This window comes from Stutzerimonas stutzeri (assembly GCF_018138085.1).
Taxonomy (GTDB): domain Bacteria; phylum Pseudomonadota; class Gammaproteobacteria; order Pseudomonadales; family Pseudomonadaceae; genus Stutzerimonas; species Stutzerimonas stutzeri_AI.
This window is the reverse complement of sequence record NZ_CP073105.1, coordinates 4,225,297-4,243,241: the sequence shown is the minus strand read 5'-3', so window position 1 is coordinate 4,243,241 and position 17,945 is coordinate 4,225,297. Positions and strand designations below refer to the sequence as shown.

General features: G+C 60.1%; 16 protein-coding genes. 11 read left to right on the top strand and 5 right to left on the bottom strand.

Features of this window, described 5'->3' with window-relative positions; genetic code table 11:
* The first annotated feature begins 93 nt into the window (after positions 1-93).
* Genes KCX70_RS19550 through KCX70_RS19525 form a run of 6 tightly spaced genes read left to right on the top strand, consistent with a single transcriptional unit; the run spans position 94 to position 6,875 of the window.
* Positions 94-1,848 (top strand): carbamoyltransferase family protein, encoded by a 1,755-nt coding sequence (locus KCX70_RS19550; RefSeq protein WP_212618526.1) that lies wholly within the window; start codon positions 94-96, stop codon positions 1,846-1,848.
* Complete coding sequence (locus KCX70_RS19545; protein ID WP_102853154.1) at positions 1,835-2,752, top strand: glycosyltransferase family 2 protein; 918 nt, start codon at positions 1,835-1,837, stop codon at positions 2,750-2,752. Before KCX70_RS19550 ends, KCX70_RS19545 begins: the two co-directional genes overlap by 14 nt.
* 14 nt (positions 2,753-2,766) lie before the next feature.
* On the top strand, positions 2,767-3,999 hold the full coding sequence (locus KCX70_RS19540) for a hypothetical protein (RefSeq protein WP_243391845.1): 1,233 nt from the start codon (positions 2,767-2,769) through the stop codon (positions 3,997-3,999).
* Between the two features lie 7 nt (positions 4,000-4,006).
* On the top strand, positions 4,007-5,119 hold the full coding sequence (locus KCX70_RS19535; protein WP_212618525.1) for a capsular biosynthesis protein: 1,113 nt from the start codon (positions 4,007-4,009) through the stop codon (positions 5,117-5,119).
* Positions 5,116-6,309 (top strand): polymerase, encoded by a 1,194-nt coding sequence (locus tag KCX70_RS19530; protein WP_102853156.1) that lies wholly within the window; start codon positions 5,116-5,118, stop codon positions 6,307-6,309. The genes KCX70_RS19535 and KCX70_RS19530 overlap by 4 nt, the downstream gene beginning before the upstream one ends.
* Positions 6,306-6,875: a serine acetyltransferase gene (locus KCX70_RS19525; protein WP_212618524.1), complete on the top strand. Its 570-nt coding sequence runs from the start codon at positions 6,306-6,308 to the stop codon at positions 6,873-6,875. Before KCX70_RS19530 ends, KCX70_RS19525 begins: the two co-directional genes overlap by 4 nt.
* Here the strand turns inward: KCX70_RS19525 and KCX70_RS19520 are convergent, their stop codons facing one another.
* Positions 6,876-7,478: a lipopolysaccharide kinase InaA family protein gene (locus KCX70_RS19520; protein WP_102853158.1), complete on the bottom strand. Its 603-nt coding sequence runs from the start codon at positions 7,476-7,478 to the stop codon at positions 6,876-6,878.
* A 35-nt stretch (positions 7,479-7,513) separates the two neighbouring features.
* Between KCX70_RS19520 and msbA the strand changes: the two genes are divergently transcribed.
* The 4 genes from msbA to hldE all read left to right on the top strand — a co-directional run bounded on the left by msbA (position 7,514) and on the right by hldE (position 13,127).
* Positions 7,514-9,331 carry a lipid A export permease/ATP-binding protein MsbA gene (gene msbA, locus KCX70_RS19515; RefSeq protein ID WP_102853159.1) on the top strand — a complete coding sequence of 606 codons (1,818 nt, stop codon included), beginning with the start codon at positions 7,514-7,516 and terminating at the stop codon, positions 9,329-9,331.
* The gene (locus KCX70_RS19510) at positions 9,331-10,227 is read left to right on the top strand and encodes a GNAT family N-acetyltransferase (RefSeq protein ID WP_212618523.1); all 897 of its coding nucleotides are present in this window, start codon (positions 9,331-9,333) and stop codon (positions 10,225-10,227) included. Before msbA ends, KCX70_RS19510 begins: the two co-directional genes overlap by 1 nt.
* Positions 10,228-10,230: 3 nt before the next feature.
* Positions 10,231-11,625, top strand: coding sequence for a PIG-L deacetylase family protein (locus tag KCX70_RS19505; RefSeq protein ID WP_212618522.1), 1,395 nt, complete (start codon positions 10,231-10,233; stop codon positions 11,623-11,625).
* Positions 11,626-11,705: 80 nt separating this feature from the next.
* Positions 11,706-13,127: a bifunctional D-glycero-beta-D-manno-heptose-7-phosphate kinase/D-glycero-beta-D-manno-heptose 1-phosphate adenylyltransferase HldE gene (gene hldE / locus KCX70_RS19500; RefSeq protein WP_102853162.1), complete on the top strand. Its 1,422-nt coding sequence runs from the start codon at positions 11,706-11,708 to the stop codon at positions 13,125-13,127.
* A gap of 33 nt (positions 13,128-13,160) precedes the next feature.
* Here the strand turns inward: hldE and KCX70_RS19495 are convergent, their stop codons facing one another.
* The 4 genes from KCX70_RS19495 to KCX70_RS19480 form a co-directional block, all read right to left on the bottom strand.
* Complete coding sequence (locus KCX70_RS19495; protein WP_212618521.1) at positions 13,161-14,048, bottom strand: metal ABC transporter ATPase; 888 nt, start codon at positions 14,046-14,048, stop codon at positions 13,161-13,163.
* Between the two features lie 37 nt (positions 14,049-14,085).
* Positions 14,086-14,898, bottom strand: a complete 813-nt coding sequence (locus tag KCX70_RS19490) for an aldo/keto reductase (protein ID WP_212618520.1) — start codon at positions 14,896-14,898, stop codon at positions 14,086-14,088.
* A complete protein-coding gene (locus KCX70_RS19485) occupies positions 14,895-16,070 on the bottom strand; it encodes an NAD(P)/FAD-dependent oxidoreductase (RefSeq protein WP_212618519.1) in 1,176 nt (391 codons plus the stop codon). The genes KCX70_RS19490 and KCX70_RS19485 overlap by 4 nt, the downstream gene beginning before the upstream one ends.
* Before the next feature lie 76 nt (positions 16,071-16,146).
* Positions 16,147-16,479 carry a DMT family transporter gene (locus KCX70_RS19480; protein WP_031311223.1) on the bottom strand — a complete coding sequence of 111 codons (333 nt, stop codon included), beginning with the start codon at positions 16,477-16,479 and terminating at the stop codon, positions 16,147-16,149.
* Between the two features lie 145 nt (positions 16,480-16,624).
* Here KCX70_RS19480 and waaA point away from each other — a divergent pair, with 145 nt between their 5' ends.
* Positions 16,625-17,899, top strand: coding sequence for a lipid IV(A) 3-deoxy-D-manno-octulosonic acid transferase (gene waaA / locus KCX70_RS19475; RefSeq protein ID WP_212618518.1), 1,275 nt, complete (start codon positions 16,625-16,627; stop codon positions 17,897-17,899).
* Positions 17,900-17,945: the final 46 nt, after the last annotated feature.

Genomic DNA, 17,945 nt, shown 5'->3' with positions numbered 1-17,945 from the left:
TGGAAGAACGCCCCACGGGGTTGAACTAGACATATCGCTGGCGCTTCGAGCTTTCGGCTTCGAGCTGCCAACTGCATTGAAGAGGCATTACCCGTGGCATTGACGATTCTCGGTCTATCCGGCGCTCTGAGTCATGATCCTTCCGCCGCCCTGTACATCGACGGCAAGCTGATCGCCGCCGTCGAAGAAGAGCGTTTCGTGCGCGACAAGCACGCCAAGAACCGCATGCCCTACGAGTCGGCCAAGTTCTGTCTGGAGCAGGCCGGCATCAAGCCAGCGGACGTCGATGTGGTGGCGATTCCCTTCGCGCCGATCAGCATCTTCGAGAAGGCGCGCTGGCACTATGCCAAGCGCTACTGGTACGCACCGGATCGTGCGCTGGATGCCATTTTCACCGGTAACCGCCGCTACTACCGCTACAAGAAGCGTATCGAGTGGTGCCTGCAGCAACTGGGCTTCGACCTGAAGAAGGTCAAGCTGCAGCCCGTCGAGCATCACCTGGCGCACGCCTCCAGCGCCTATCACTGCTCCGGCTTTACCGAGAAGACTGCCATCCTCGGCATCGATGGCAAGGGCGAATACGCCACCACCTTCTTCGGTTGGGGCGAGAACGGCAAGATTCACAAGATCAAGGAATTCTACGACCCGGATTCGCTCGGCGGCCTCTATGGCGCGATCACCGAATTTCTCGGCTTCGAGATGCTCGACGGCGAATTCAAGGTCATGGGCATGGCGCCCTATGGCGATGCTGCCAAATACGATTTCTCCCGTCTGGCCACCTTCGAGAACGGTGAGCTGACCATCAACACCGAGTACGCCAACGTCATCGGTTTCCGCCGCTACAAGGAGAAGGGCAAGGGCTATTACTTCTCGCCGAAGCTGATCGAGTGGCTCGGGCCCAAGCGCGAAGGCGACATCGCCGACGACCCCTACATCCATTATGCGGCCGCGATGCAGGCGCTTTTCGAAAAGCTCGCGCTGCAGATGATGGATTACTACCTGGGTGACATCATTCGCGAAACCGGCAAGATCGCCTTCGCCGGCGGCTGCGCGCTGAACGTCAAGCTCAACCAGAAGATCATCGCGCGCGATGAGGTCAAGGAGCTGTTCGTCCAGCCCGCCTCGGGTGATGCCGGGACCGCGGTGGGCGCGGCGGCATACGTGTCGGTACAACGCGGCGTGCCGGTCGAGAAGATGGAGCACGTCTACCTCGGCCCGTCGTACTCCAACGAAGACGTGATCGCCGCCTGCGCGCGGCACCCGAACAAGCCCGTGTTCAAACAGATCCCCAACACCACCGAGCGCATCGCGAGAATCATGGTGGACGGCAATCCGGTGGCCTGGTTCCAGGGGCGCATGGAGTTCGGTCCGCGGGCCCTCGGTGGTCGCTCGATCATCGGCTGCCCGAGCGTGCCGGGCGTGGCCGATCGCATCAACGAGCAGATCAAGTTCCGCGAGCGCTGGAGGCCCTTCTGCCCGTCGATGCTCGACACCGTCGCCCCGCAGATGCTCAAGGTCGATCACCCGAGCCCGTTCATGACCTTCACTTTCGAAGTCAACGAAGGCTGGAAGGAGCGCGTCGGCGAAGTGGTCCACGAGGACGGCACCTCCCGCGCTCAGGTCCTCGAACGCCGCCACAACCCGCGCTGGTATGACCTGATGCTGGAACTGGAAAAACTCACCGGCAACGGCGTCTCGCTGAACACCTCGCTGAACCGTCGCGGCGAACCGATGATCTGCTCGCCAACCGATGCGCTGAACATGTTCTATGGCTCCGACCTGCAATACCTGATCATGGAGGACATCCTCGTGGTCAAGGACGGCAAGGATTGGTATGAGCATGTCTAGTTTGCAGGTTACCGTCGTCATACCGGCATATAACTACGCGAAAACACTCCCGCGTGCAGTCCAGTCCGTCGTCACCCAGCTGAGCGAGCATAGTGAGCTGTTGGTAATAGATGACGGCTCTACCGACGAAACTCCTGCTGTGCTTGCCGAGTTGCAAGCCAGACATCCAGCACGGTTTCGCGTGATTCATAAGCCTAACGGCGGGCTCTCTTCAGTGCGTAATCGCGGTATTGCAGAAGCTAAAGGAGCCTATCTGGTATTTCTGGATGCCGATGACGAGTTGGCGCCGGATGCCCTGAGGTTGTTGAGTGAGCATCTTGAGCAATATCCACAAACACGCATGGTAATTGGCGGGCATTGGGCGGTATGGCCCGATGGTAAGCATCGCAAGCATTTGCCTGCGGCGCTTCCGGAGGATCGGCTGGAGCGATTACGCGGATATTTGCTAAACAAGACTATCAGCCTTGCCAACGGCGCGTCCGCTATTCATTGCGACGTTTTTCAACTGGGGAATTACCCTGAAAGCTTCCGCAACGCCGAGGATATTCCAGTCTTCAGCCAAGCGCTCGCAAACTTCGACTGCACGATTCTCGCTGAGCCCATGGCATTGATCTACAAGCACGATGACAGTATGCGGCATGACATCAAGCAGGACTGTGCGGTTGGGCTGGCCGTCGTCGATGAAATATTCGACAACGGGCGAGTGCCTGCTGCCATGGCGTCATTACGCAAACCATTCAAAGCTCAGCGCTGCCTTTCGCTGTTTCGTGGGCTTTTGAGCGCAGGGCAGTTTGCCGAGGCGCGTGGGATGTACCGTCAGGCGATCGCTACTGATTGGCGGGTGATATTCAAGACGTCTTACACCCGCAAAGCGCTGCGGCTCTGGCTGGGCGGAAAAAGCTGAGCGTGGGGAGGCCCATGGACGCGGCGTTGCGCCAGCTGCTTGACTTCGTAGTCGACGCGCCCGTGCGCCGTGGCAAGGGGCGGCTGGCTGCCTGGCGTTTGCGCTGCCGGCTGGCAGGTAAGAGTCTGTTGGCTTACTTGTTTGCAGAACGCCGTCATATCCCAACAACGTCTTGCGACGTCCTGTTAATTCATCCCTCGCGCAAATCATACGAGCAAGGCCGAAAAGGCGCATTTGTGCAGGCGCTGAGGGCCAGCGGTCTTCACGTTGAGGAGTTTATCGAAGAGTCAGATAGTGTGCTGAGTCGCACTCGGCAGTTCGTCAGACCCGTCAAGCCGGTCCCGTTACTCCTGTACTGGTATGCAGCGCACGCAGCGTTCCTGTTGCGACGTTATAAGGCCAAAGTGGTGTTGACCGAGCGAAACGGGTGGATAGTTCCAAGCTTCATCAAGGCGTTACGCACTGACCGCATGCGGGTGATGCATTTGGCGCATTCGGTGCCGTCGGGTCAATCCAGTCGCTATGACTATTTTGATTACGATTACTACCTGATGTTTGGCAGAAGCTCCTATGACTATCTTTCTTCGCTTGGTGAGGCTTTTGGCGAATGCTGTGCAGTGTATGCGGGACCGTATTATCTGACAGATCCAAAAAAAACCGTGTGGGTCGAGACAGACAGTCAGCGGGCGCCACGTTTGCTTTTTCTCGGCTCGGGGCCGGATTACGAGCATACCGAGTCTTATAAGCACTATTGCAGGTGGGTCATGACGTGGCTCGAGCAGCATCAGGATGCAACGCTTTCTGTGAAGCTCCATCCTCGCGGGCAAGGTTGTCCCTGGCTGGACTATGCGGCGAGTTCTGAGCGAGTCGCTCTCTTGCCTGCAGGTGAGACGCTCGAGCAGTGTGCCGGGGACTTCGATCTTGTGCTGTGTGGCTATACCAACGCTGTCTTAGACGTGGCCCGTGCCGGTGCTCCTTTCGTGCTGCTTGGGCAGGGCGAAGATTATTTTTCGGTTGCTCGATTCGGACTTCCAAGAAGCGTTGCCGAATCGCAGTTGGCGACCCGTGTCGAAGAGGTTCTTTCCGATCCGGAAAAGACGAAGGAGCGCTTGTCCGAGTTCCTGCACTATCACATGTGTCACGCAGACAAACCGCTTGAGTCCCTAGTGGACAGTGTGCGACTGGTGGCGAACGACTTGGAGCCTGCAGGCATTCGTCTCTCTGCTCCGACCCTAAAATGTCAATAGTATATTTATGAAAGTAGTGTTTCTCGGCTTGGCTAAGCACCAAATAACGTATTTCAACGCTCTTCTTGAAAACTCCGAGTTAACCGGCACCGTTGTCACGCCGGCTGCTTTGCCATGTCCGTCTGTCACCGGGCTGCGACAAGTACTACGTCGGGTGGAGTGGAAACGTTTAGTAAGAGAGAAGTGCACCGAGCGGGCGACGAAAGGGCGATATCACGGTGTTTTATACCGACTCTTGCTTAGAGCGGAGCTACTGGTAGTGGCGCTCCGTTTCGGTCGGTTGATGCGTAGGGAGCGGCCCGACGCGGTTGCCATGTGGAACGGCGGTCATCGCTATTGCGCGCTCCTCGCAAGCATGTGCGAGGAGCGCGTGCTGAGGTTGTATTTCGAGAATGGTCTGCTTCCCGGCACTACCACCCTGGACTCCCAAGGAGTGAATTATCGTAACTCCGTTCCCAGGGATCTTGAGTTCTATCGAAGCTATGCAGAGCGATATCCTGAGCGACTCAACTGTGTTCGATCGGTGGCGCTAGTTCCTAGAGACGCAAAGCGCCAAAGTAAGTCCGTTGAGCTACCTAGCAGCTATATCTTCATCCCGTTTCAGGATGATTGGGACACGCAGATTCGGTTGTTCTCGCCGTGGATCCGTAACATGCGCGAGCTTTTCGCCTTTGCCGAACTGGTTGCACAGCGCAGCGGGACGGTCGTGGTTTTGAAGGAGCATCCATCAAGCCGGGTGAAATATCCGGATCTAGTTAAACGTGCCTCAAGCAAAGTCATTTTCGCCAACGGCAACTCGACGCAGGAATTAATTGAAAACGCTGATTGCGTCGTTACGGTCAATTCCACAGTTGGCTTAGAGAGCATTCTGTTGGCGAAACCCGTGCTGGTTTTGGGTGAGGCTTTCTATGCGGTCGAAGGCGTGGCGGCACGTGCGCAAAGTGCAGAGGAGGCGCTTGCTTTGCTGGAAAAGCTGCCAGCCTGGGGCCTAAGCGAGGAGTTGCGACAGGCATTCATTAGTTATCTTCGAGATGAATACTGCTTGCCGGGCCGTTGGCAAGACGCCGATGCGGAACACTATTTGACGGTAGCTAGGAGAATCGAGGCGTTGGCAGCATGACTCTGCACCGGTCGCTTCCTGTCTCTCTGCGGGTGATGCTCTCGATTGGACTGTATCTGCAACTTGCAGGGATTTGCTTTATACCTGACGGTAGTCGTTATGCCACCATTACGAACCTAACGCTGTTTGCGCCCGCATTGGTCGCGCTCGTTTTTTTTAGGCAATCATGGCCGTCCTTGAATAAGACGGCGTTTAGCGTGCTGATAGCGCTATGCGTGTGGGTAGCCTTCGTTGCCGTGTTTAACGAGGGGAGCGCTGGCGCGCCCTGGAAATGGCTGCGGTTGGTCCTTTATGTAGGTCTCTATGCGTTAGCCATTGGCTTGGTCATGCAGAGCAAGGCGCTCTGGCGAGTGCTGCTTTTGGTGGTCGTCTGTACTGCGGCGCTCTTTGCATGGCTCAGCCTGTTTCAAGCCCTCTTGGTCGACGACCGAGGCTTCGCTTTTAGAGCGTTCAGGCTGGATTCATGGGCAGGCCACAAACTAGCAGATTTTGCGAATCCGATCGTATCCGCTTTGTATTTTGGTGTCGTAGCAATAATGGCACTTTGCCTGTCGCTGCGCGAGAAAGGTGGGCTCAGGTTATTGTCCCTGACTGCGTTCCTTGGGGCCTCGGCGTATTGCTATTTCACCTACTCGCGAGGGGTCTGGGTCGGCCTCTTAGCTGCGATAGTGGCTTATCTGGCGGTTTCGCTCACAGCTCGACAGTTCCGCATGTTGCTGTGGGGGTTTACTCCTTTATGTATAGCCGGGTTCCTTTTTCTTGCAAGCGTAGGCGGAATAGACGCAAGTTATCGAGACGAGATCTTCTTGCAATGGTCGTCGAAAATAGGGACGTTCTGGTTATGGGGAGCAGGAGCGGGAGCTGATCCGAATATTTGTATCGAGGGCATTCGGCGCTGTTTCAATCAGGCACACAGCCTTTACTTGCAGTTCTTCTTTGAATATGGGCTTCCCGGCTTGCTGCTCCTGCTCCTATTGATCGCGGCTCTTTTGCTGGGCGGGTGGCGTTATCGCTCGGAACAAAGCTACGCTCCTCTGGGGCTGGCACTTATGGTGTTTGTAGTTGTTGTCTCTATTGCCAATTATTATGTAATTTTCCTGCGGCCAAGTGTGTTTTGGATCGTTTTTTGGCTACCGGTCTCGATACTTTTGTACGAGGGTGCGGGGGGCGGGAAGCCGGAGGTTCGATGATGCCAATGTTGAAAAGCATGAAGCGGTACTGGTGCCTAGAAATCCTAGGTGGCAGCCCGAAAGAATTTTCGTGGCGTCGACTCAGGCAAAAGTGCAAAAGAAGCAATCGCTATGCTTATTTGTTCTGGTTTCGTATTGCCTACGTGCTTCACGCTGAAGGCGGTCGCTTCTGGAAGCGACGAGCCAAGATGCTGAACGAGCGAATAAGCCGAAAATACAACGTCGAAATCATGCTTGGCGCGACGGTGGGCGAAGGTTTATGGATTGCCCACCCCTCAGGTATTGTGATTAGCGCTTATTCCAAGATAGGTAAGAATTTCAAGATCTGGCAGGGCTGTACTATCGGTATAAAAGGCGGTGACGGAGAAAAGTTTATATTCATAGGGGATAACGTCAGCCTCTGCGTAAATTCTTGTATTATCGGTGACGCTATCTCCATCGCAGATAATGTCGTAATCGGAGCGATGACCTTGGTGAACAAGGATATTTCGAGCGCTGGGATCTATGTCAATAAACGGGTGCTGGACGGGTTCGGCTGCGGCAGTGAAGCTCAATCATCCAGTTAATCAGGGTGTTGCTGTGTACAGCTCGATAAGGTCTTTTGTGGGGAATTGCTCAAGATTCTTCCTTTTTAAATGATTTCGTAGATGATCGAAGTTTCGGTTGATCAGGTTTTGGCTAAGAGGGCGGGGCCTCTTCTGTAGGTCCAAAACATCAATAAGACCGAACGAACCGTTCGGAAGCAGGATGATGTTGCCGATGTGCAAAGATCGGAAATAGATACCTTCTTTGTGCAGCCTTTTTATAAATTTAGCTAACTCACATAGGTGCTGCCGGACCAGGCTCGGGTCGGCGCGGAAAATAGACTCTATCGAAACACCAGGTAGGGGCCGGTATAGACAGCCGCTCAGGCCACGGCTCTTATCAAGCCAGAAGGTTTCTATGAGCTCTGGAGCGCTGAAGCCCGAGTCACGCAGCATGGCAAGGTTCTTGGCGAACCGTTCTGCATAAGGAAACAGGCGAGCCAGAAAAGGGCGCCGACGAGTGTAAAAAACTTTTAGAAAGGTTCCATCGGCCAGAGCCAAAACTTTAGGACCGCGCGCATCCCTTTCCAGCACCGTGCCTTCTGTCACCCAGTTTTCTAACTGCTGCGCTGTTACAATCCGCATCTTGTTCCTCTAGCCAGTCGTATGGGGCTTGCCGAATGGCCAATTCTACCCAGCAATCCAGCGTAAAGGTGTACCTGCGGCTGCTGCGCTACGTATTCCCCTACTGGGGGCTGTTCGCGATCAGTCTTCTCGGCTTCCTGATATTCGCCTCTACCCAGCCGATGCTGGGCTATATCCTTAAATTTTTTGTGGACGGTTTGAGCAATCCCGATGCCAGCCTGTTCGCCCAGGTTCCGCATCTCAACGAGGTCCCATGGCTGGCTCAGCTCAAGCTGTTGCAAGCCGTACCATTGCTCATCATCCTGATCGCCCTGATGCAGGGGATAGGATCTTTCCTGGGCAATTTCTTTCTCGCGAAGGTTTCGCTCGGTCTCGTGCATGATCTGCGGGTCGCACTGTTCAACAACATCCTGACGCTGCCGAACCGCTATTTCGACAGCCACAATTCTGGCCATCTGATATCTCGTATTACCTATAACGTCACTATGGTTACGGGGGCTGCGACCGATGCGATCAAGGTCGTGGTGCGTGAAGGCATGACAGTGATGTTTCTGTTCGCAACGCTGCTGTGGATGAACTGGAAGCTTACGTTGGTGATGCTGGCGATACTGCCCGTGATCGGTCTGATGGTATCGAGCGCTAGCAAGAAATTTCGCAAGCAAAGCAAGAAAATCCAGGCCGCGATGGGCGATGTTACGCATGTGGCTTCCGAGACGATCCAGGGCTATCGGGTGGTCCGTAGTTTCGGTGGCGAAACCTATGAGCAGAATCGATTTCTGTCGGCGAGCACCGAAAACACCGCCAAACAGTTACGTATGGTCAAGACGAACGCGGTTTACACACCGAGCCTGCAGCTCGTTATCTATAGCGCCATGGCGGTACTTATGTTTCTGGTGCTGTTGCTGCGTGGAGGCGCGTCTGCCGGCGACCTGGTTGCCTACATTACGCTGGCCGGGTTGCTGCCAAAGCCGATTCGCCAGCTATCGGAAGTCAGCTCGACCATCCAGAAAGGTGTAGCTGGCGCCGAGAGCATCTTCGAGCAGCTCGACGAGGAGCCGGAAGTCGATCGGGGCACGCTCGAGCGCGAAGCCGTCAGCGGCCATCTTCAGGTGCGTAACCTCGACTTCGTCTATCCAGGTACCGATAAACGCGTGCTGCATGACATCAACTTCGCCGTCGAGCCCGGCCAGATGGTGGCGCTGGTTGGGCGCTCTGGCAGTGGCAAGTCAACACTGGCCAATCTGATCCCACGGTTCTACCACCATGAGGCAGGCCAGATCCTGCTCGATGGGGTAGATGTCGAGTCCTACACGCTTCGCAATCTGCGCCGACACATCGCACTGGTTACCCAGCAAGTGACCCTTTTCAACGATACGGTGGCCAACAACATCGCCTACGGCGATCTGGCCGGCGCGCCGCTGGAAGATATACGGCAGGCGGCCCGTGATGCCTACGCCGACGAGTTCATCGAGCAGATGCCTGACGGCTACCAGACGTTGGTGGGCGAGAACGGCGTGCTGCTGTCCGGCGGCCAACGTCAGCGTCTGGCGATTGCCCGAGCGCTACTGAAAAACGCGCCAGTGCTCATCCTCGATGAGGCAACCTCGGCGCTCGACACCGAGTCCGAACGGCATATCCAGGGCGCTTTGGACCATGTCATGAAGGGCCGCACCACGCTGGTCATCGCCCATCGGCTGAGTACCATCGAGAAAGCCGATCTGATTCTGGTGATGGAGCAGGGACGTATCGTCGAACGCGGAACGCACGCCGAGTTGCTGATTGCCAATGGCGCTTACGCCAGGCTCCACGCCACGCAGTTCAAGGACGAAACGCCGGACGAGCAGGCCTCCTGATGCTGCAGTTCCTACAGAGCTGGCGTGAGCGCGGCTGGCAGGTTATCGATGCCTCGACGTATGAAAAGGTCTGGCACCGTTACGGCGGCAGCGTGGCCACGCATCCGGAAGTGATCGAGCGGCTGGCCGGCCTCGCCGATATCCCGGTGCGTTACCTCGGCTGGGAGCAGGCGGGCGAGGTAATGGCGGCGATCCCTTGCTGGGGGCGCTATCTGGCGCTGTCCAAGGACGTGCTGAAGAAGACCGGCAAGCGCGGTCTGTTCGATCTGGGCAATGCCGAAGTGATTCTGCCGATCGCCGAGCAGGCCTGTGTGCCGGTACGGCAGCGTATGCGTTATGTCTCCGAGCTGAACGCCGGCCGCATCAGCGCGCTGCGTGATCAGCCCGAGGGGTTGGCACTCGCACGCGAGCCGGAAGACTATTCGAAGAAGTTTCGCTACAACCAGCGTCGTGAGCAGCGACTGCTGGAGGAGGCGGGCGGGGTGTTGCGGCCGATACTGGATTTCTCGCCGGCCGAGCAGGCTTCGATGTATGCCGATCTGTTCCAGCGTCGCTGGGGTTTCGAGGCGCCTGGCAAGGGCCATCTGCAAGAGGTCTTCGCGTTACTGCGCGATTTCATGACCGGCTCGGTGGTGTTGCTCGATGAGCAGCCCATCGCCATTCAGGTGCTCTACCGGGTCGAAGCGCCGAAGTGGGTGTCCATTGAATACATCAACGGTGGCGTCGATCCGCAGCAGCGCGATTTCAGCCCGGGCAGCGTACTCAGCTTCGTCAATACCCAGACGGCCTGGGCCGAAGCCCGCGCGCTGGGCAAGCCGCTGCGCTATTCCTTCGGCCGTGCGGACCGCGAGTACAAGGACCGCTGGTGCCATCGAGTTCCGGTCTTCCAGGTGTGATCCATGAGCGCACGCAAACAGCAACTGCTTAAACGTCACCGCAAGCACAAACGTATCGCGCTGCTGGTGGCGCTGGTGCTGCTGTTGCTGATCGGTGCGCTGCTTAGCTGGTGGTTGGTGCTGCCATTGATCCTGCTGGGGTGGGTGGCCCATGAAGCCTGGTTCGCCGATCACCTGTTCTATCGCCCGCAAGATGATTACCGCTACGACTTCCCGCCGGATGCCCGACAGTTGGCGGTTCGGCTCGAGCACGGGCGGCTGCGAACGGCTGCCGACTGGACGGACGGCGACACGCTGATACTCGAGGTCCGGGTCAAGGCGAACTGGCTCGGCCGCTTTCTCGACCCGCAGGTGCATATTGGCGACGACCGGCAGGACTTCGAGCGAGGCGTCGATGGGCTACGTTATCTGAATCTTTCCGGGCAGCAGGAGGCGTTGCGTGCTGGCACGCTGACGATCCTCGGGCGGCACTGCCGGATCGAGGCGGACGCCACCCTGCATGCGATGGCCTGTCCGGACTATGCCGAACGTCGGCTGCTGATCATCGCGCCGCATGCCGACGACGCCGAGCTGGCGGCCTTCGGGCTGTACAGTCGCGCCAGTGAGGTGGCCATCGTCACCCTCACTCAGGGTGAGATCGAGGCGGACAGCTACCGCCGGCTGGGACTCGACGCTGGCGCTGCGGCGCGACTCAAGGGACGCCTGCGTAGCTGGGACAGTCTCGCCGTGCCGCTGTGGGGCGGCGTGCCGCCACAACGTTGCGTGCAGCTGGGGTACTACTGCCTGCAGTTGCCTGCGATGGCCGCGGAGCCCGAGCGGCCGTTCGGTTCTCGCGAATCGGGCGATGCGGACATCCGCAGCGTGCGCGGCAACAATCCGCTGCGGTTGCCCGGCGACGACGATGGCCAGCCCAGCTGGCAGAACCTGCAGGCGGATCTGCGCGCGCTGCTCACGCATTTCAGGCCCGAGGTGGTGGTCACTCCACACCCGGAACTCGATCCGCATGCCGATCATGTCGCGGCGACGCGCGCGTTGTGTCAGGCGATGAAGGAGGGGGATTGGCTGCCGGAAACGCTGCTGCTCTACGCCAACCACCTGCACGACAACGATCGCTGGCCCATGGGCCCGGCTGACGGCGGCGTGGCGTTGCCGCCGGCGATCGAGCCGCTGCCGGCCGAGCCTTTGTGGAGCCCGGTGCTGGATGCCGAGACACGCCTCAACAAGGCGATGGCGCTGGGCATGCAGCACGATCTGCAAGGGCGTTTGCCGCTCAAGAAGCGACTGCGTCGGTTGATTCAGACGGTATTGGCTGGCCGTCGCTGGCCGGCCACCGGCGATGATGAGTTTTTCCGCAAGGCGGTGCGCCGCCACGAGTTGTTCTGGGTGCGCAAGCTATGAGGCCGCCCCGCTGGCCGAGGCCGGCGGGAGAGGCATGCATGGTATGATCGCCGCCGTTTTTCTTCTTCACCGGAGCCGCCATGAAGCTGTCCATGCCCCGTTTCGACCAAGCCTCCGTACTGGTGGTTGGCGATGTCATGCTCGATCGTTACTGGCATGGCGGTACCTCGCGGATTTCGCCGGAGGCGCCGGTGCCGGTGGTCCGGGTCGATCAGGTCGAAGACCGGCCGGGTGGCGCGGCCAACGTAGCGCTGAACATCGCGGCATTGGGTGCGCCAGCGATGCTGGTAGGCGTAACGGGCGTCGACGAAGCGCGGCAAAGCCTGACCGATAGCCTGGCGGCCGCGGGGGTTGGGGCGTATTTCCAGTCCATCGAACATCAGCCGACGATCATCAAATTGCGGGTCATGAGCCGTCATCAGCAGCTGCTGCGGATGGATTTCGAGGAACCCTTCGAAACCGATCCCGCAGCGCTGCTGGCGCAGGTCGAAGAGCTGCTGGACGGCATCAAGGTGCTGATCCTCTCGGACTACGGCAAGGGGGCGCTGCGCAACCATCAGGCGCTGATTCGGGCCGCACGCCAGCGCGGCATCCCGGTCCTGGCCGACCCCAAGGGCAAGGATTTCGAGATTTATCGAGGCGCGTCGTTGATTACGCCGAACCTCGGCGAATTCGAGGCCATCGTTGGCCATTGCGCTGACGAAGCCGAGCTGGTGACCAAGGGGGCCGAGCTGATGCGCAGCCTCGAACTCGGGGCGTTGCTGGTCACCCGTGGGGAGCATGGCATGACGTTGCTGCGTCCGGACCATTCGCCGCTGCACTTGCCAGCGCGGGCGCGCGAGGTCTTCGATGTCACCGGTGCCGGCGATACGGTCATCTCGACCCTCGCCGCGGCTATGGCGGCAGGTGAAGAGCTGCCACAGGCGGTGGCATTGGCCAATCTCGCTGCCGGCATTGTCGTCGGCAAGCTGGGCACCGCGTGCATCAGCGCGCCCGAGTTGCGTCGCGCCGTGCAGCGCGAGGAGGGCTCCGAGCGCGGCGTGATGACGGTCGAGCAGTTGCTGACGGCAGTCGAGGATGCACGCGCCGAGGGCGAGAGAATCGTTTTCACCAATGGTTGTTTCGACATCCTCCATGCCGGTCACGTGACCTATCTGGAGCAGGCCCGCGCGCAGGGTGATCGTCTGATCGTCGCGGTCAACGACGACGCTTCGGTGAGCCGTTTGAAGGGGCCTGGTCGGCCGATCAATTCGGTGGATCGGCGCATGGCCGTGCTGGCCGGCCTCGGTGCGGTGGACTGGGTCGTTTGCTTCCCCGAGGACACGCCGGAAAATCTGCTGGCGCAGGTCAAGCCGGACATCCTGGTCAAGGGTGGCGATTATGGTGTCGATCAGGTCGTGGGCGCCGATCTGGTGACGGCCTACGGTGGCATCGTGAAGGTGCTGGGGTTGGTGGAGAACAGCTCCACCACCGCCATCGTCGAGAAGATCCGCAGCCGCTGAGCCCGGCCACTCCAGGCCGGCTCGGGTCGGCCGCTAGCGGCCCGCGGCAGCGCTGGTCGTGCCGATCCAGTCGCGCCAGCGTATGCGCTCGTCGCGCACCACCCACTCGTGCTGCGGTGCAAAACTCTCCGACAGCCACAGCCCGCGGGTACTGGCCGGCACCGGCAGGCCCTTGCGCAGGGTCAGTAGCGAGGCGGTAGGTCGCCCGTGCTGCAACGGTATCAGGTAAAGGTCGGGACGGCTGCGGTCCAGTTGGGCCACCAGCTTGCCGTCCTCGAGGCGCTCGTCGACATGGAACAGGCTCAGTTCACGGGTCTCTTTCGGCAGTTCCAGGCGCATGTCGTAGACCAGTTGCAGCGATGCGGTAGGCAGGTGCACATAAGCCCTGGGCCGCTCCATGAGGGTCATTTGCCCATACTGGACCGGTCGGGCCGAGCCGGACAGCGACGCCAGGTTGAAATGCACCGTTTCGCGGTAGCGCAGGCTGCCCTGATAGGGTACCGGTAGCCAGATGTCGCCGAAGCGCCCCGCGAGCCAGCCCTCCGGGGTTTCCAGCAGGCATTCTTCGGCGACCTCCTGAATGGCTGTCAGCAGCGGCAGGCTGAGTTCGTGCGCCGGTACATAGCCGGAGATCAGCTTCAACACGACGTCGCCTCGATCCAGACGCTGCTGACGCACCAGCACCCAGTATTCCTGGCCCTGCCAGCTGAGCGTCAGGCGCACCGAGACACCGAGATTGGCGAGTTCGAGGCGGAAGCACGAAGGATCGTCTACATCCACAGGGCGTCGACGTTCGAGCACCTCGGCGAAATTCAGCGGACGGCCCAGGCTCTGATAACGCAAACCCTCCGCGCTGGCCTCGACGAGCACTGGCAGGGTCTTGAACGCGGTGGGATTCTTGCGGATCAATACGCGCGGCATTCGGCTCCTCCTGGGTCGGTCGGCCGTAGGGCCGTCGTTATTGTTGTTGGGACAAAACGGCTGCAGCGGTATGCACGTTATCTGACAGATGTTGCGGGTTGATGGTGCCGACAATGGCCGCGCCGACCCCGGGATGCGCGAACAACAGCTCGAAGCTGGCCCGTACCGGGTCTGCGCCTGGTGTCAGGCAGGCATGACCGCTGGCCAGCGCCTTTTTAATCAGGATGCCCTTCGCGTGGCTTGCAGCGTAGTCGAGCACAGGACGTTCGGCTTGCTCACTGAGGTTGTAGGTCACCATGGCGCAGTCGCCCTGCTCGAGCGCAAGCAGGCCGCCTTCGACCGTCTTGCCGGACAGCCCGTAGCCAAGGATCTTGCCCTCGTGCTTGAGCTCGGCAAGCGTCTCGTAGACGCCGCTGTTGCGCAGTATTTCCACGTCACGCCCATCCGAGTGCACCAGCACCAGTTCGATTCTGTCCGTCTGCAGGCGCCGGAGGCTGCGCTCCACCGAGAGGCGCGTGTGCGCCGGCGAGAAATCGAAATGCGATTGGCCGTCGACGAACTCCTCGCCGACCTTGCTGACGACCACCCAGTGCTCCCGCTGGCCTTGAAGCAAAGGTCCCAGGCGCTGTTCACTGATGCCATAAGCGGGCGCCGTGTCGATCAGGTTGATGCCCAGGTCGCGCGCCAGGCAGAGCAGTTGGCGGGCCTGCGCATCGTCAGGGATGCGGAAACCGTTGGGGTACTTCACGCCCTGATCACGACCCAGCTTGACGGTACCCAGCCCCAACGGCGATACGGTGAGCCCGGTGCCGCCCAGCGGCCTGTGAAAGTCGTGCAGGGTATCGTTCATGCCAACAGCCCCTGCCAGAAAGGCCCACTAATGGCTGGGTGCGGTAGTTCCGGCAGTGCGGGGTGCGGCTGAGGGCGAATGCCATCGCGGACCAGCGCGGCCTGCACGCGGTCAGCGAAATCGGGCGACAGCGCCAGCTTGGTCGGCCAGCCAACCAGCAGCCGGCCCTGGTCTGCGAGGAAGGCGTTGTCTGGCCTGGCCAGCGCTGACTGGGCCGGCTCGGCGCGATCGATGCGCAGCGTGGCCCATTGGGCCGAGGTCAGGTCGATCCAGGGCACCAGTTCGGCCAGCTCCTTCTTTGCCGCGGCGATCTGCGCCGCTTCGTCGCGTGCGACCCCCTCGGCCTCGGCCAGGTCTCCACCCAGGTACCAGAGCCATTGACCATCGGCGGTCGGATGGCTGGTCACGGTAATCCGCGGCTTCGAGCCACCGCCCAGGCAGTGTGCGTAAAGCGGCTTCAGCGCGGCGGCTTTGACCAGCACCATGTGCAGCGGGCGTTTTTGCATCGCCGGCTGCGCCAGCCCCAGCGCGTCCAGCAGCCCGGCGTTGCCGGCACCGGCGGTAAGAACAATGCGTTGGGCGCGGATAGCGCGACCGTCGACGAGCAGTCCGGTCAGCTCGTTGTGCTCTCTGAGCGGCTCGATCCGTTCGGCTTTCAGCAGGCCCGGGCCGGCCAGCTCCGCCAGCCGTCGAATCAGGCTGGGCACATCCAGCACCAGCTCGCTGAGGCGATAGACCTTGCCCTTGAATCTCGGATGCTGCAGCGCCGGCGGCAACTCGTTGCCCTTGACCTGATCGACTCGGGAGCGCACCGCCTTGCTGGCGAAAAAGCTGGTGAGGTTGCCGGTCAACGTGCCGGGCGACCAGAGATAGTGCGCATCGGAGAGCAAATGCACCCCGGAAAGGTCCAGTTCGCCGTGGCCTTGCAGCGCTTCGCGCCAGCGCCGTGGCATGTCGGCGATGGCTTCGGAGGCGCCGGTCAATGCGCCGCCCAGGGCGTATTTGGTGCCGCCGTGGATGATGCCCTGCGACTTGACGCTCTGCCCGCCACCCAGCGCGCCCTTGTCCACCACCAGGGTCGAATAGCCTTCCTGACGCAGGCGCGCGTTCAGCCACAGGCCGGCGACGCCACCGCCTACGATCAGGATGTCGGTGCTCAGGGAATCGGACATGGTCGGCCTCGCTGTGAAATCAGGCGAGCAGTATAACCGCTTGCCCGTCGGCTTTAATTGACGCCCGGTGGCAGCCTCAGTGGCCCGTGCTGCTAGAAAACAGCTGGATCACCACCACGCCCGCGACGATCAGGACCATGCCGAGAACGGCCGGCAGGTCGAGCTTCTGCTGATAGATCGCCGCGGCCGCGACGCTCACAAGCACGATGCCGAGGCCTGCCCAGATGGCATAGGCGATGCCCACCGGGATGGTTTTGACCACCAGGCTGAGCATCCAGAAGGACAGGCTGTAGCCAGCGACGACCAGTAACAGCGGTAATGGCCGACTGAAACCGTCGAGGGCTTTCATCGAGGTCGTTGCGATCACCTCGGCCGTAATTGCGATAGCGAGATACAGATAGCCAGTCATACGCCCTCCGGTACAAGCAGGGCGATCGATTCGCGCTGCGCTTCATTCGGCTGCGCCTGTGCACGCAAGTTCGGCTTGCTGGTGCGTTTTCGGTGAGGGCCTCGTGGTGGCCGTTTCATCGAGGCCTTTGCTAAGCTCCGCGCCCATGAATCGTACCCTTTACACTGTGCTGTTCCATCTCGCCTTGCCCCTCGTGGTGATTCGACTGTTCTGGCGTGCCCGTCGAGCACCGGCCTATGCAAAACGCATCGGTGAACGTTTTGCCGTTGGCATGCCGGTATTTCAACCCGGCGGTATCTGGGTTCATGCGGTCTCGGTCGGCGAGAGCATTGCTGCCGCGCCGATGGTGCGTGCGTTGCAGGCACGTTACCCGCAGTTGCCGATTACCATCACCTGCATGACGCCAACCGGCTCCGAACGTATTAGGGCCTTGTTCGGCGACAGCGTGCAGCACTGCTATCTGCCCTACGATCTGCCATGCGCGGCGGCACGTTTTCTTGATCGACTGCAGCCGAAGCTGGCCGTGGTGATGGAAACCGAGCTCTGGCCCAACCACATCCATCAATGTGCGCGTCGTGGCATTCCGGTGGCACTGGCCAATGCGCGGCTGTCCGAGCGATCGGCGCGCGGCTATGCGCGCTTCTCCCGGCTGACCGCACCGATGCTGACCGAGTTGAGTCTGATCGCCGCACAAACCGAAGCCGAAGCCGAGCGTTTCCGGCAACTTGGCGCGCGCGACAGTGCAGTCAGGGTAACCGGTTCGATCAAATTCGATCTGAACGTCGACCCCTCGCTGCTCGGGCGTGCCGAACAGCTTCGTCAACAATGGGGTGCAACGGAGCGGCCGATATGGATCGGCGCGAGCACCCACACCGGCGAAGACGAAATCCTGCTGGCTGCGCATCGCCAGTTGCTGGCGGAGCGACCTGACGCCCTGCTGATCCTGGTGCCGCGTCATCCGGAGCGCTTTGGTTCGGTTCACGAACTCTGTCGCAAGCAAGGTTTCTCCACGGTTCGGCGCTCGCTTGGCGAGCCGCCCCAGGCATCGACGCAAGTGGTGCTCGGCGACACCATGGGCGAACTGCTGTTTCTCTTCGCACTGGCCGATGTGGCATTTGTGGGCGGCAGCCTGGTGCCGACCGGGGGACATAACCTGCTCGAGCCCGCAGCCCTGGGCAAGCCGGTGTTGACCGGCCCGCATCTGTTCAACTTTCTCGATATTGCAGCGCAACTGCGCGAAGCCGGAGCGCTCGTTGAGCTCGACAGCGCTCCCGAGCTGGCGGTGGCCGTCATGGAGTTTTGGCGCGACGCTGCCAAGGCGGAGCAGGCGAGGCGTGCAGGCTACCGCGTGCTAAAGAACAATCAGGGCGCGCTGGGACGCCTGCTGGCGGAGCTGGAACGTCTACTGGAACGACGTTAGCTCTCCGCCCGAGACGCAGGCCGCTCGATGATGGCGGCCGCGACTG